At 71.2% G+C, this 13341-nt stretch carries 11 protein-coding genes; 4 read left to right on the top strand and 7 right to left on the bottom strand.

Going from position 1 to position 13341, the window contains the following annotated elements; all coding sequences use genetic code 11:
* Positions 1-60: 60 nt before the first annotated feature.
* The 3 genes from AB0E67_RS04215 to AB0E67_RS04225 form a co-directional block, all read right to left on the bottom strand.
* The gene (locus AB0E67_RS04215; protein ID WP_362020659.1) at positions 61-1617 is read right to left on the bottom strand and encodes an ABC transporter substrate-binding protein; all 1557 of its coding nucleotides are present in this window, start codon (positions 1615-1617) and stop codon (positions 61-63) included.
* 190 nt (positions 1618-1807) lie between these two features.
* The gene (locus AB0E67_RS04220) at positions 1808-3268 is read right to left on the bottom strand and encodes a metallophosphoesterase (protein WP_362020662.1); all 1461 of its coding nucleotides are present in this window, start codon (positions 3266-3268) and stop codon (positions 1808-1810) included.
* A gap of 30 nt (positions 3269-3298) precedes the next feature.
* Complete coding sequence (locus tag AB0E67_RS04225) at positions 3299-3544, bottom strand: SCO4848 family membrane protein (RefSeq protein ID WP_079185888.1); 246 nt, start codon at positions 3542-3544, stop codon at positions 3299-3301.
* 121 nt (positions 3545-3665) lie between these two features.
* On the opposite strand from AB0E67_RS04225, the gene AB0E67_RS04230 reads away from it, so the two are divergent.
* A complete protein-coding gene (locus tag AB0E67_RS04230) occupies positions 3666-4940 on the top strand; it encodes a D-alanyl-D-alanine carboxypeptidase (RefSeq protein ID WP_362020664.1) in 1275 nt (424 codons plus the stop codon).
* On the opposite strand, the gene AB0E67_RS04235 is transcribed toward AB0E67_RS04230, so the two are convergent.
* On the bottom strand, positions 4888-5856 hold the full coding sequence (locus AB0E67_RS04235; RefSeq protein ID WP_362020667.1) for a YihY/virulence factor BrkB family protein: 969 nt from the start codon (positions 5854-5856) through the stop codon (positions 4888-4890). The two genes, AB0E67_RS04230 and AB0E67_RS04235, sit on opposite strands and share 53 nt — an antisense overlap.
* Before the next feature lie 151 nt (positions 5857-6007).
* Between AB0E67_RS04235 and AB0E67_RS04240 the strand changes: the two genes are divergently transcribed.
* Together AB0E67_RS04240 and AB0E67_RS04245 are read left to right on the top strand one after the other, a co-directional pair.
* The gene (locus AB0E67_RS04240) at positions 6008-7456 is read left to right on the top strand and encodes an FAD-binding oxidoreductase (RefSeq protein ID WP_362020670.1); all 1449 of its coding nucleotides are present in this window, start codon (positions 6008-6010) and stop codon (positions 7454-7456) included.
* A gap of 143 nt (positions 7457-7599) precedes the next feature.
* The gene (locus AB0E67_RS04245; protein WP_362020673.1) at positions 7600-8526 is read left to right on the top strand and encodes an SDR family NAD(P)-dependent oxidoreductase; all 927 of its coding nucleotides are present in this window, start codon (positions 7600-7602) and stop codon (positions 8524-8526) included.
* Positions 8527-8601: 75 nt separating this feature from the next.
* On the opposite strand, the gene AB0E67_RS04250 is transcribed toward AB0E67_RS04245, so the two are convergent.
* Together AB0E67_RS04250 and trpS are read right to left on the bottom strand one after the other, a co-directional pair.
* A complete protein-coding gene (locus AB0E67_RS04250) occupies positions 8602-9192 on the bottom strand; it encodes a 2'-5' RNA ligase family protein (RefSeq protein ID WP_362020676.1) in 591 nt (196 codons plus the stop codon).
* A 129-nt stretch (positions 9193-9321) separates the two neighbouring features.
* Positions 9322-10335 (bottom strand): tryptophan--tRNA ligase, encoded by a 1014-nt coding sequence (gene trpS, locus AB0E67_RS04255; RefSeq protein WP_360106512.1) that lies wholly within the window; start codon positions 10333-10335, stop codon positions 9322-9324.
* Positions 10336-10754: 419 nt separating this feature from the next.
* Between trpS and rocD the strand changes: the two genes are divergently transcribed.
* Positions 10755-11960: an ornithine--oxo-acid transaminase gene (rocD, locus tag AB0E67_RS04260; RefSeq protein ID WP_362020679.1), complete on the top strand. Its 1206-nt coding sequence runs from the start codon at positions 10755-10757 to the stop codon at positions 11958-11960.
* Between the two features lie 179 nt (positions 11961-12139).
* On the opposite strand, the gene AB0E67_RS04265 is transcribed toward rocD, so the two are convergent.
* Entirely contained in the window at positions 12140-13336 is a 1197-nt protein-coding gene (locus AB0E67_RS04265) for a glutathionylspermidine synthase family protein (RefSeq protein ID WP_362020682.1), read from the bottom strand.
* Positions 13337-13341 lie beyond the last annotated feature (5 nt).

The following is a 13341-nucleotide window of genomic DNA, read 5'->3' on the forward strand; positions in this document are numbered from 1 at the left end:
CCGGGCGGCGGGCCCGGCGCGCACGCACCGCTCGGGCGGCGCGCACGCCCGCGCCGTCCGTCAGATCCGCCGCAGCTCCCACAGCCGCCAGATGCCGGTGCCGTTCGAGAGGTACTGCGAGCCGGAGACCGCGGTCTTGCTGAGGACGTAGTCCTTCTTCTGCCACAGCGGCACCAGCGGCACGTCCTCGCCGACCAGCGCCTGGAGCTGCTTGTAGTCCGACGAGGTGCGCCCGCGGTCGCTGTACTGGAGCGTGGACGTGATCAGGGAGTCCATCTTCTTGCTGGAGTAGCCGTTGTGGAGGCTGTTGCCGCTGCCGACGAGCGGCTGGCTGAACGTGTCGGGGTCCGGGTAGTCGGGGACCCAGCCGATGGTGTACGCGTCGTACTTGCCCGCCGCGTAGTCCTTCTGGAACTGCTGCCAGTCGACGGACTTGAGGCTGACCTTGAACAGCCCCTCCTTCTCCAGCTGGCGGCGGATCTCGGCGCTCTCCTTGACGTACGCCTCGTCACCCCGGCCGTAGGCGATGTCGATCGCCACCGGGGTCTGCGCACCGGCCTCCTGCAGCAGCTTCTTGGCGCGCTCGGAGTCGGGCGAGGGGTAGGCGTCGAAGAACGGCGTGCTGTGCCCGATGACGCCCTGCGGGATCAGCGAGTAGAGGGGCTCGACGGTGCCCTGGTAGATCTCGGTCACCAGCGGCCCGCGGTCGAGGACCGACGCGACCGCCTGCCGGACCTTCTTGTCGGCGAACGGGGAGCCGGGGCGGACGTTGAAGACGAGGTTGCGGATCTCGGCGCTGTCCGCCTCGGTGATGCGCAGGTCGGGGTCGCCGGGGTTCAGCGCGGCGAGCGTGGCCGGCGGCAGCTGCCGGTGCGTCACTTCGAGCTTGCCGGCCTTCCAGGCCGCCAGGAGTTCCTCCGACTCCTTGTAGTAATGCACGGTGACCGGCACGCCGGACTTCTTCACCACACCCTTGTAGTGCGGGTTGGGAACGAATTCGGCCACCTTGCCCGGCTGGTACGACTTCAGCAGGTACGGGCCGGAGCCGTCGACGGTGTTCCCGATCCGGAGCTTGTTCGCCGGGTACGACTCGCGGTCGACGATCGAACCGGCTCCGGTGGCCAGCTTCTGCGGGAACGTCGCGTCGCGCGAGGAGAGGTTGAAGGTGATGGTGCGGCCCTCGGTCACCACGTTCTTCAGGCTCGGGAACAGCACCCACGGACCGACATCCGTCTTGATCTTGATCATGCGCTCGATGGAGAACTTGACATCGGCGGCGGTGATCTGGCGCCCGTTCGAGAAGTGCAGGTCGTCCCGGAGCTTGCACTGGTACGTCTGGAGCTTCTGGCCGATGAACTGGCAGCTCTCGGCGGCGTCGGGCTCGGGAACGGTCCCGCCGGGCTTGAACGTCAGGAGGGACTGGTAGATGTTGCTGTACATCGCCCAGGAACCGACGTCGTACGCACCGGCCGGATCGAGCGAGGTCACCTCGTCCGTGGTGCCGACCAGGATCGGATCACGTTTCACCTCGTCGGAGGGGAGCAACTGCCAGGCGATGACGCCGGCGATGACCAAAACCGCGAAAATCGCGAGAATCCGTACCCGGATCGACCGCATGGACGTGCTCTCCCTATTACCAGCCCCACCTCGGTGTCGCGCGCAGACACGCAGGCCACCGCATGCTCGCGTTCACCCAATCACACGATTTTCACATCTGGAAGACCAAAACTGGGACTCATAGCCTTTTGTTCGGCACTTGAAACCTTGCCGGTTTCAACATGGTCTGTAACAAGACAACAACGGAGTGTCAGACCCGCAGCGAGGCCAGTTCCACGACGGTGATGTCGGAGGGCGCGCCCACCCGTACCGGCGGCCCCCAGGCTCCCGCCCCGCGCGTGACGTACAGCTGGGTGTCGCCGTAGCGGTCCAGTCCGGCGACGGTGGGATTGGCGAGTCCGGCGACCAGGTTGCCCGGCCAGAGCTGCCCGCCGTGGGTGTGTCCGGACAGCTGGAGATCCACGCCCCAGGCGACGGCGTCGTCGATGACGACGGGCTGGTGGGCGAGGAGGACGGATGCGCGCGCGGGGTCACGGTCGCCGAGCGCGGCCTCGAAGTCCGGGCCCCGCCCCTCGGTCTCCCCGGCGATGTCGTTGACACCGGCGAGGTCGAATCCGTCGATCTCGACCCGGGCGTTCTCCAGCGGATGGAGGCCCAATTCCCGTACGTGGTCCACCCATTGGGCGGCGCCGGAGTAGTACTCGTGGTTCCCGGTGACGAAGAAGCTCCCCTGACGGGCGTCCAGCCCGGCGAGCGGTTCCGCCGCCGGGCCGAGGTCGTCGACGGTGCCGTCCACCAGGTCGCCCACGACCGCGACCAGATCCGGCCGGGTCCGGTTGATCGTGTCGACGATCCGCTGGGTGTGGGAGCGGCCGAGGATCGGCCCGAGATGGATGTCGCTGACGACGGCGATCCGTAGGCCGTGCGCGGAGCGCGGCAGTCTGGCGAGCGGGACGGTGACCCGCTTGACCCGGGGCCCGCGCAGCACGTCGTACGTGCCGTGGCCGACCGTGCCGAGCCCGGCGACGGCGGCGGCGCCCCCGACCGCCCGCGCGACGAACAGGCGACGTGTGAGGGCGGAGGCGGCGACGGGCACGGCGGCAGGGGCGGAGGTGCCGCTGTCAGTGTCGGTCCCGGTGCCGGCAGTCCCGGAGTCGGTGCGCGCGGCTGCGGAGCCGCCGTCGCCGTCCCCCACCGTCACGGCCGAGGGAGCCTGCGCCGCCGGGGAAGCCGCGGCCGACGGCCCCTCCGCCGGGGAAGCCGCCACCGAGGCGGCCTGCGCCGCCGGGGCCCCTTCCGCGTCCGCGGCCCCGCCACGCGAGACCTCGTCCGCCGCACGCCCGTCCTGTCGCCCGCGTACGTCGTCCCCTCGTCCCCGTACGGCGTCCCGGCGCGCGAGCACCCGTCGCAGCACCGGCCGTACCGCCTCGCCCACCAGCAGCGCGAGGGTCAGGTACAGCACCGCCGCCAGCCACAGGTAGCCCGGCCAGGCCAGCGCCTGCTGGAGCGGGAAGGGAGCGCCGACGCGCCCGGCGACCAGGGCGCCGATGCTCAGCAGCGGAAGCAGGAACGCCGCGACCGTGCCGGCCCGGCGCGGGGTGCTGCCCCTGGTCGTCGTGTCGCCGACGAGGCGCTGCCAGAGGTAGCGGTGCACGCCCGCCAGCAGCGCGAGCACCACGAGCACCACCAGCGCGAAACCCGCCACGGTCATGTGCGTCTCCCCCGCCGCTCGTGCGTCCGGTTATCGACGCTCGCGGCGCAGGGCCCGCAGACCTCGGAACCCGATCACCCCGACTGCCGTCCCCAGGAGAAAGGACGTGACGGCGAGCAGCAGATGCACCCAGAAGTAGGCAGTCGGGTCACCCGCGTCGTCGAAGGCGAGCCCGCTGGCGTCCTTCGACAGGTTCTTGACGAAAGTGATCCAGATGACCCAGCTCCACACCCCGAAGGCGAGCAGGAACCAGGAGACGGGGCGGCTGAGCTTCATGGACCCAGTATCACCGCCGCGCTCCGGCGAGGTCGCCCGGGGTGGGCCGTCCTGGCGGAGCATACGGCGGGTCAAGCCATCCGCACCCGCGTTCATATCTTCGCCCTGTACGTTTCCGACCGTGTCCGCACTGAAAAAGATCGCTCTGGCGGTCGCATCTGCCGCCATGTTGTCCGCTTTTGTCGTCAATCCGGCATCGGCGGCCGACGAGGACTCCTCCGACAAGAAGCCGAAGCCGCCCTCGGACATGTCGCAGGTCGGCGGCGAGCTGCTGAGCCGGGCCGGTACGCAGGTCAAGTTGGGCGCCGGGGCGCCGGTCCTGCCCAAGGGCCTCACGGGCAGATCGTGGATCGTCGCCGACGCGGAGAACGGCGACGTGCTCGCCGCGCACAACGCGCACTGGCCGCTGCCGCCCGCCTCCACGCTGAAGATGCTCTTCGCGGACACCGTGCTGCCCAAGCTCCAGCCGAAGACCCGGACCTACACGGTGCGTCCCGAGGACCTCGCCGATCTCGGCGAGGGGAGCAGCCTGGTCGGGGTCAAGGAGAACCTCACCTACACGGTCCACGACCTGTGGCTCGGGGTGTTCCTGCGGTCGGGCAACGACGCCGTGCACGCGCTCTCCGCGATGTACGGGGGTGTCCCCCGGACGGTCACCGACATGCAGGCGCACGCCGAGGAGTTGCAGGCGCTCGACACGAAGGTGGTGTCGCCCGACGGGTACGACGCTCCCGAGCAGGTCTCCAGCGCGTACGACCTGACGCTGATCGCCCGCAGCGGGCTCCAGAAGGCGGACTTCCGGGAGTACTGCTCGACGGCCGAGGCGGAGTTCCCCGGCGAGAAGAAGAAGAACGGGGAGCGCGAGACCTTCGCGATCCAGAACACCAACCGGCTGCTCACCGGCGCGGACGGGGTCGCCCCGTACAAGGGCGTCGCGGGCGTCAAGAACGGCTACACCACGCACGCGGGCAACACCTTCACCGGGGTCGCCGAGCGCGACGGCAGGGTGCTGCTCGTCACCGTCATGAACCCGTCGTCCAAGGAGCACCACGCCGTCTACAAGGAGGCCGCGAGCCTCCTCGACTGGGGTTTCGAGGCGAGCGGCAAGGTGACCCCGGTCGGCGAGCTGGTGCCGCCGAGGTCCGCCGGGACCGGTACGGAGAACGACACCGGCAGTGGGACGGGGAAGGGCCCCACGGCCGCGAACGGGACGGGCGACGGCCGAGGCGGCTCCTCGCACGCCGCCGGGACCGCGGCCTCCGACGGCGGCGGGAGCGGTGCCGGGATCGCGCTGGGCATCGCCGCGGGTGTCGTGGCGCTGGTGGGCGGAGCGGCGTTCCTGATCAACCGGCGCTGGCCGCTGCCGGACCTGGTGCGTCGCCGCTCCCGTCACTGACGGGCCCGGCGCCCCCTCCGTCGTCCTCGCCACTGTCCTCGCCCTCGTCCTCACCGGCCTCCTCGCCGTTGCTCGGTGTCGCCGTCCAGGCGGCGCAGAACAGCAGCAGCCGCGCGGTGAAGTTGAGCCACAGCAGGAGCGCCACCGGCACCCCGAAGGCGCCGTACATGCTCTTCGAGGCGACGCCTCGCATATAACCGCCGAGCAGCAGCTTGAGGAGTTCGAAGCCGACCGCGCCGATCACACCGGCGACCAGCAGCCTGCGGCGCGGTGGCTCCACACCGGGCAGCAGCGTCAACAGGTAGAGCAGCAGCAGGAAGTCGGCGAGGACCGCCACGAGCAGGGCGGCCACCTGGAGCACCACGCCGCCCGCACCACGGTCCGGGATGTCCAGCAGTCGGGCGGTCCAGCCGACGGCGACGGAACCGGCCGAGGAGATCGCCAGCGTCGCCAGCGCGGCCCCGCCCAGCCCCAGCAGCAGCCCCGCGTCCTTGAGCTTGCGGACGACGGGGTTGCCCGTGTCCGCGTCGTCGATCCCCCACACGGCGCGCAGGCAGTCCCGCATGGCGCCGATCCAGCCGATGCCGGTGAACAGCAGTACCGCACCGGCGACCACCCCGACCGTCCCGGCGTGGGCCACCAGGTCCGCGATGCCGAGCTGGTCGGAGATGCCCGGCACCTGCTCGGCGAGCACGTTCTCGATCCGGTGGAGCTGCCCCTCGGTGAGCAGTGCGGCACCGATCGCCGCGCCGAGCGCGATCAGCGGGAACAGTGCCAGGAAGCTGATGAACGTGATCGCCGCCGCGAGCCTGGTCCAGTGGACCCGTTCCAGGGTCTCGTAGGAGCGCCAGGTGTGAGTCGCCATCAGCCGGGAGACGATCGGCCCGATGACGGGGAGGTTCTTCAGCCAGTCCATGACATACGACTACCTGTCCGGGCGCCGAATCCCGAAACTCTCCTCACCGGCGAACGAGTTGAAACGCATCGAAACATCTTGAATCGCCCATATAGGTGAGCACATTGATAAATCCCCCGAATGGGTTTTCTCAGGCGATACGGTCACCGTCATGTCCGTCGACACCGTGTCCCTGACCGGCTGGGGCCGTACCGCCCCGACGACCGCCCTGCGCTTTCGCCCGCGCACCTACGAGGAGGCGGCGGCGACGGTGCGCGGCTGCGGGCCGCGCGGCTCCATCGCCCGGGGGTTCGGCCGGTCCCACGGCGACGCGGCGCAGAACGGCGGCGGCTCCGTGCTCGACATGACCGCGCTGAACCGTATCCGCACCATCGACGCCGGGGCCGGTCTGGTGGTCTGCGACGCCGGGGTCAGCCTGCACCGGTTGATGGAGGTCCTGCTGCCGCTCGGCTGGTTCCCGCCGGTCACGCCGGCCACCCGTCGGATCACCGTCGGCGGCGCGATCGGCTCCGACGTCCACGGGGCGAACCACCACGTCTCCGGCTCCTTCAGCCGCCACGTTCGGGAGCTGGAGCTGCTGACCGCCGACGGCGAGATCCGTACGGTCCGGCCCGGCACCGCCCTCTTCGACGCGACCGCGGGCGGGCTGGGGCTGACCGGGGTGATCCTCTCGGCCACGCTGCGGCTGCACCGCGTCGGCAGCGCGTGGATGTCCGTCGACACCGAACGGGCCGTCGACCTGGACGACCTGCTCGCCCGGCTCTCCTCCGGGGACCACCGCTACCGCTACTCGTCCGCCTGGATCGACCTCCAGGCCCGGGGCCGGTCGACGGGACGTTCCGTACTCACCCGAGGAGAGCACGCGCCCCCGTACGCGCTCCCGCCGGGCGCCCGGCGCGCACCCCTCGCCCTCCGCCCGGCACGGCTGCCCGCCGCCCCGGCCCTGGTACCGGCGGGACCGCTCGGCCGCGCCTCCGTGGCCCTTCTCAACGAGCTCCGCCACCGCCGGGCACCGTCCTATCGGATCGGCGAACTCCAGCGGCTGTCCTCGTTCTTCCACCCCATGGACGGCCCCTCGCACGGCAGCCGCCCCGACCGCCCGCACGGCCCGGCACCTCATGGCCGCCCGCACCGCGCGGAACGTCCCGATCGCCTCGATCTCCTCGGCCTTCTCGACCGCTTCGACCGCCTGCACGGCCGCGCCGGATACGTCCGGTACCAGTTCGTCGTCGGGCACGGGCAGGAGGAGACGCTGCGCCGGATCGTGCGCCGGATCTCGGGGCGGCGCTGCGCCTCGCCCCTCGCGGTGCTGAAGCGGCTCGGCACGGGCGACCCGGGCTGGCTCTCGTTCCCGGTGCCCGGCTGGACGCTCGCCCTCGACCTGCCCGCCGCCCTGCCCGGTCTGGGCCGGTTCCTGGACTCGCTGGACGAGGAGGTGGCGGCGGCCGGTGGTCGGGTGTGCCTGGCGAAGGACGCGCGGCTGCGGCCGGAGATGCTCGCCGCCATGTACCCGCGGCTGGACGAGTTCCGGTCGCTGCGCGCGGAACTGGATCCGCACGGGGCGTTCCGCTCGGACCTGTCGCGACGCCTGTCGCTCTGACCGGGCCGTCCCGGGCCGTCCGGGGCCGGCCGCACCCCGCCGCGTCCCGTTCCTTCTCCGGTGCCGCCGGCCGCCCCGCCCGCATGCCCGTACGCACCCGCGTACGCGTCCCTGTCCGCATCCCCGTCCGCAAGGAGTGTTCCGTGAAGGACGCCTTCGGTGCTCCGCAGTCCCTGCTCGTGCTCGGCGGCACGTCGAGGATCGCCCTCGCCACCGCGCGCCGGCTGGTCGCCGCGCGCACCCGTACCGTCCGGCTGGCCGGGCGCCCCTCCCCCGCCCTCGAATCGGCCGCGGAGGAGCTGCGCGCGTACGGCGCCGACGTCAGCACGGTCGACTTCGACGCCCTCGCCCCCGAGACCCACGAAACGGTCCTCGGGAAGGTCTTCGCCGAGGGCGACATCGACGTCGTGCTCCTCGCCTTCGGCATCGCGGGCGACCAGGAACGGGACGAGGAGGAACCACTGGGCGCGGTCCGGGTCGCCCAGACCAACTACACGGGAGCCGTCTCCGCCGGGCTGGTGTGCGCCGGCAGACTCCAGGCGCAGGGGCACGGCTCGCTGGTGGTGCTGTCCTCGGTGGCCGGCGAGCGGGCCCGCCGCGCGGACTTCATCTACGGGTCCAGCAAGGCGGGCCTGGACACGTTCGCCCAGGGCCTGGGAGAGGCACTGCGCGGCACGGGGGTGCACGTGATGGTCGTGCGCCCCGGCGTCGTACGGCCGGAGACGGCGACGCCCGCCGGGCCCGCGGCACCGCGCCCCACGACGCCACGGCCCACGACCTCGCGGCCGATGCCGCCACGGTTCACGCCGTCACAGTCCGTGCCCTCATGGATCACGGCCGCACGGGGCACGGCCGCACGCCTCGCCCCGTACGGGGACGCCGCGTCCCGGATCGCCGCGGCACCGCTGGAGTCACCGCCTCTCGTGACGACGCCGGACGCGGTCGCGACGGCGATCGTGACGGGGCTGCGACGACGCTCGGGGACGGTGTGGGTGCCCGGCGCGCTGCGCGTGGTGATGTCGGCGCTGCGGCACGTGCCGCGCCCGCTGTTCCGACGCCTGCCGATGTGACGCACGAACGCCCCGGTCCGACATGCGTACGCGCCCGCCCCGGCGGGACCGGGACGGGCGCGTACGCGGGACGGGTCAGGACCGCAGGGAGGGCTCGTCCACGGAGGAACCGCCCTGCGCGGGCACGGCGGGCGTGCCGCCCCCGCCGCCGAACGGGAACTCGTTGATCTTGCGCCACACGCGGTCCGGGCCCTGCTCGTACAGCGCGAAGGAACCGCAGGTCCAGGCGGCCTCGTAGTCGCCCAGCTCCTCGTACGCCCGGTCCATCGCCTGCTCGGGGATGTCGTGCGCCACGGTCACGTGCGGGTGGTACGGGAACTGGAGCTCGCGCACCAGCGGCCCGGAGGCGTCCCTGACCCGCTTCTGGAGCCATGAGCAGGCCGAGGCTCCCTCGACGACCTGCACGAAGACGACCGGCGAGAGGGGCCGGAAGGTGCCCGTCCCGGACAGCCGCATCGGAAAGGGCCGGCCGGCCGTCGCGATCCGGGCGAGGTGCGCCTCGATCGCGGGCAGGTCGGCCGCGGCGGCCTCGGTCGGCGGAAGGAGGGTGACATGGGTGGGAATGCCGTACGCGGCAGGATCCCCGAAGCTCGCGCGCCGCTCCTGGAGCAGACTCCCGTAGGGCTCCGGGACCGCGATCGAAACGCCGAGCGTTACGGTCCCCACGTCGTTCTCCTCAATCCTCGAAGGTCGGTGGTCCTCAATGGTGAACAGCCCTTTTCCGGCCATCCGCCCGGTGGATTTCCCATCGTCAGTGTGACGCCTGGGGCGACAAAACCGCCAGGGTCCTTGGACTCAGTGCTTGGCGGGCAGAAAGCCCATCCGGTCGTACGTCCGGGCCAGGGTCTCGGCCGCCACGGCACGGGCCTTCTCGGCACCCTTGGCCAGGATCGAGTCCAGCGTCTCCGGGTCGTCCAGGTATTCCTGGGTGCGGGTGCGGAACGGTGTGACGAAGTCGACCATGACCTCGGCGAGGTCGGTCTTGAGCGCACCGTAGCCCTTGCCCTCGTACTTCTGCTCCAGATCCGCGATACCGGTGCCGGTGAGCGTGGAGTAGATGGTCAGCAGGTTGCTGACGCCGGGCTTCTCGGCCCGGTCGAAGCGGATGACGGTGTCGGTGTCGGTGACGGCGCTCTTGACCTTCTTGGCGGTGGCCTTCGGCTCGTCGAGGAGGTTGATCAGACCCTTCGGGGTGGCCGCCGACTTGCTCATCTTCGACGACGGGTCCTGGAGGTCGTAGATCTTCGCCGTCTCCTTGAGGATGTAAGGGTCCGGCACGGTGAACGTGTCGCCGTAGGTGCCGTTGAACCGCTCGGCGAGATCGCGGGTCAGCTCCAGGTGCTGGCGCTGGTCCTCACCGACCGGGACCTGGTCGGCCTGGTACAGCAGGATGTCGGCGACCATCAGCATCGGGTACGTGAAGAGGCCGACGGTGGTGCGGTCGGCGCCCTGCTTGGCGGACTTGTCTTTGAACTGCGTCATGCGGGACGCCTCGCCGAAGCCCGTCAGGCAGTTCATGACCCAGCCGAGCTGGGCGTGCTCGGGCACGTGGCTCTGGACGAAGAGCGTGCAGCGCTCGGGGTCGAGACCGGCGGCGAGGAGCTGGGCGACGGCGAGCCGGGTGTTCGCGCGCAGCTGCGCGGGGTCCTGCGGGACGGTGATCGCGTGCAGGTCCACCACCATGTAGAAGGCGTCGTGGGAGTCCTGCAGCGCCACCCACTGGCGCACCGCGCCGAGGTAGTTGCCGAGGTGGAACGAGCCTGCGGTGGGCTGGATTCCGGAGAGCACGCGGGGACGTTCAGAGGCCATGGCCCCATTGTCTCAGGTGCGGCACGCAGCTCCGGCAGCCGGTGGCGCGGCCGTGCGGCGCGGACGGCACGGGACCGGGGCGGCCGGTACGGCGGGCGGCGCCGGGCGGTACGGGCGTACGGGCAGGGGCGCCGGGCGGGCGCGTTGCGCGGCACGGGCAGGGACGCCGCGGCGGCCGGGCGGGCACGCCGCGCGGGGGTGCGGACTGCGATGGTCGCGGGGCCGGGCAGGCAAGCGGCGAGGGCACGAACAGCGGTGTGACAGGAGGTCCGGGCGGGCGCGCCGCAGGGACACGGACAGCGACGTCACGGAGACCGGGCGGGCGCGCCGTGGATCGCAGGTTTCCTCGCCCCGGTTGTGACCGACGATACAAAGTGGGCACCACCCTCCGCCCACGCCGCACGACGATCGGAGATCCCGTGTCGACCACGGACAACGCCATCGCCTCCGCCGAGGCCCACAGCGCGCACAACTACCACCCGCTGCCCGTCGTCGTCGCCTCGGCGGACGGCGCCTGGATGACCGATGTCGAGGGCCGGCGCTATCTCGACATGCTCGCCGGGTACTCGGCGCTCAACTTCGGCCACGGCAACCGGCGCCTGCTCGACGCGGCCAGGGACCAGCTGGAGCGGGTGACCCTCACTTCGCGCGCCTTCTACCACGACCGGTTCGCCGACTTCTGTACGCGGCTCGCCGAACTGTGCGGCATGGAGATGGTCCTGCCGATGAACACCGGGGCGGAGGCCGTGGAGACCGCGGTGAAGACCGCCCGCAAGTGGGGCTACCGGGTGAAGGGCGTCCCGGACGGCATGGCCAAGATCATCGTGGCCTCGAACAACTTCCACGGTCGTACGACGACGATCATCAGCTTCTCCACGGACCCGGAGGCGCGGGAGGACTTCGGCCCGTACACACCGGGGTTCGAGATCGTTCCGTACGGGGACCTGACCGCGCTCGCGGAGGCGATGACCGAGAACACGGTGGCGGTGCTGCTGGAGCCGATCCAGGGCGAGGCCGGGGTGCTGGTGCCGCCGCCCGGCTACCTTCCCCGGGTGCGCGAACTGACCCGGGAGCGGAACGTCCTGTTCATCGCGGACGAGATCCAGTCGGGCCTGGGCCGCACCGGGAAGACCTTCGCGTGCGAGCACGAGGGGGTCGTGCCGGACATGTACGTGCTCGGCAAGGCGTTGGGCGGTGGCGTGGTGCCGGTGTCGGCGGTGGTCTCCTCGCGGGACGTGCTCGGCGTGTACCGGCCGGGTGAGCACGGCTCGACGTTCGGCGGCAATCCGCTCGCCTGTGCGGTCGCCCTGGAGGTCATCGCCATGCTCCGCACCGGCGAGTACCAGCAGCGGGCGGCCGAACTCGGCGAACACCTCCACCAGGAGCTGAACCTGCTGGTGGGCGGCGGCGCGGTGGAGGAGGTACGAGGACGCGGCCTGTGGGCGGGCGTCGACATCGCCCCGCGCCACGGCACCGGCCGGCAGATCTCCGAGAAGCTGATGGACCGGGGGGTGCTGGTCAAGGACACCCACGGCTCGACGATCCGGATCGCCCCGCCGCTGGTGATCAGCAAGGAGGACCTGGACTGGGGCCTGGAGCAGATCCGCGGCGTGCTGCGCGGCTGAGCCGACGACTCCCGACGGGTCCCGACGGCCCCAGGAGCTCCTGAGGGTGCCGGGACCGTGGAACGGCCCCGGCACCCGGCGTCCGGCACCCGGCGCTCAGTCCCCCGGAGCCCGGCACCCGTTCAGAACCCCGGAACCCCGGGACCCGTTCACAGGATGACGTGGGGGGCGGGAAGGTCTCACAGGATGACATGGGGCAGGAATCGGGCGTACTCGTCCGTCACCAGCCCCTCCGACTCCCGGATGCCCAGACCCGCCGCCTCGCCCTCGACGACCCACGCCCCGAGCACGACCCGGTTGCCGTCGAAGTCCGGCAGGGGCGCCAACTCCTGGTAGCAGCACGGTTCGTCGCGCAGTACCTCGGGGCTTCCCGGCTCATGGATCGTGACCCCGGCGCCTTCCCGGCCCAGCAACGGCTTGGCGACGTAACCGGCCCCGGGGCCTGTAACGTGCGCGGCAAGTTCACGCGGACCGTCGAGGTAGGAGGCGAGCAGGTTCGGGTGGCCCGGATAGAGCTCCCAGAGGATCGCCATGAGCGCCTTGTTGGAGAGGAGCATCTTCCAGGCGGGCTCGATCCAGCAGGTGGCGCCGGTGCCTCCGCCATTGTCGAGGGTGTCCAGGACGTGCGGCCCGAACTTGTCGGTCACCAGCCACTCCCACGGGTACAGCTTGAAGCAACTTCGGATGAAGCCCAGGCGTTCGTCCACGAACCGGCCCGTCAGCCGGTCCCAGCCGATCTGTTCCACGGAGAGCGCCTCCGTGTCGAGACCGGCCTGCTCGGCGGTCTCCCGCAGATAGGCGACCGTCATCAGGTCCTCGCCGATCTCGTCGCCCTCGGAGTGCGCGAAGTGCACCGGCCCGGGCGGCAGCAGCCCGGCCTGACGACGCCACGCCTCGACGAGGCGTTCGTGCAGCGAGTTCCACTGGTCGGCGCCTGGGAAGCGGTCCTCCATCCAGAACCACTGGGCGCTCGCGGCCTCCACCAGCGAGGTGGGGGTGTCCGCGTTGTACTCCAGCATCTTGGCCGGCCCGGTCCCGTCGTAGCGGAGGTCGAACCGGCCGTAGATGGACGGGAGTTCGTCGCGGCGCCGCCAGGACTCCGCGATCAGGTCCGCCAACCTGCCGTCGGTGATGCCAAGTTCGACGAACCGGTCCCGCTCCACGATGTGCGCGGCGGCGACCAGGCACATCGCGTGCAGTTCCTCGACGACCTCCTCCAGCGCCTCGACCTCGGGCAGCGAGAAGACGTAGTAGGCGCTCTCGTCCCAATACGGCCGCAGCGACCCGTCGGGGTAACGGGTCAGCGGGTAGACGACGCCCTGGCTCTCGACCGTCTCCTGCCAGCCGGGGCGCGGTGGTGTGGTGCGGCGCTCCATGCCGG

It is taken from the genome of Streptomyces sp. NPDC032161, assembly GCF_040636995.1.
GTDB lineage: Bacteria > Actinomycetota > Actinomycetes > Streptomycetales > Streptomycetaceae > Streptomyces.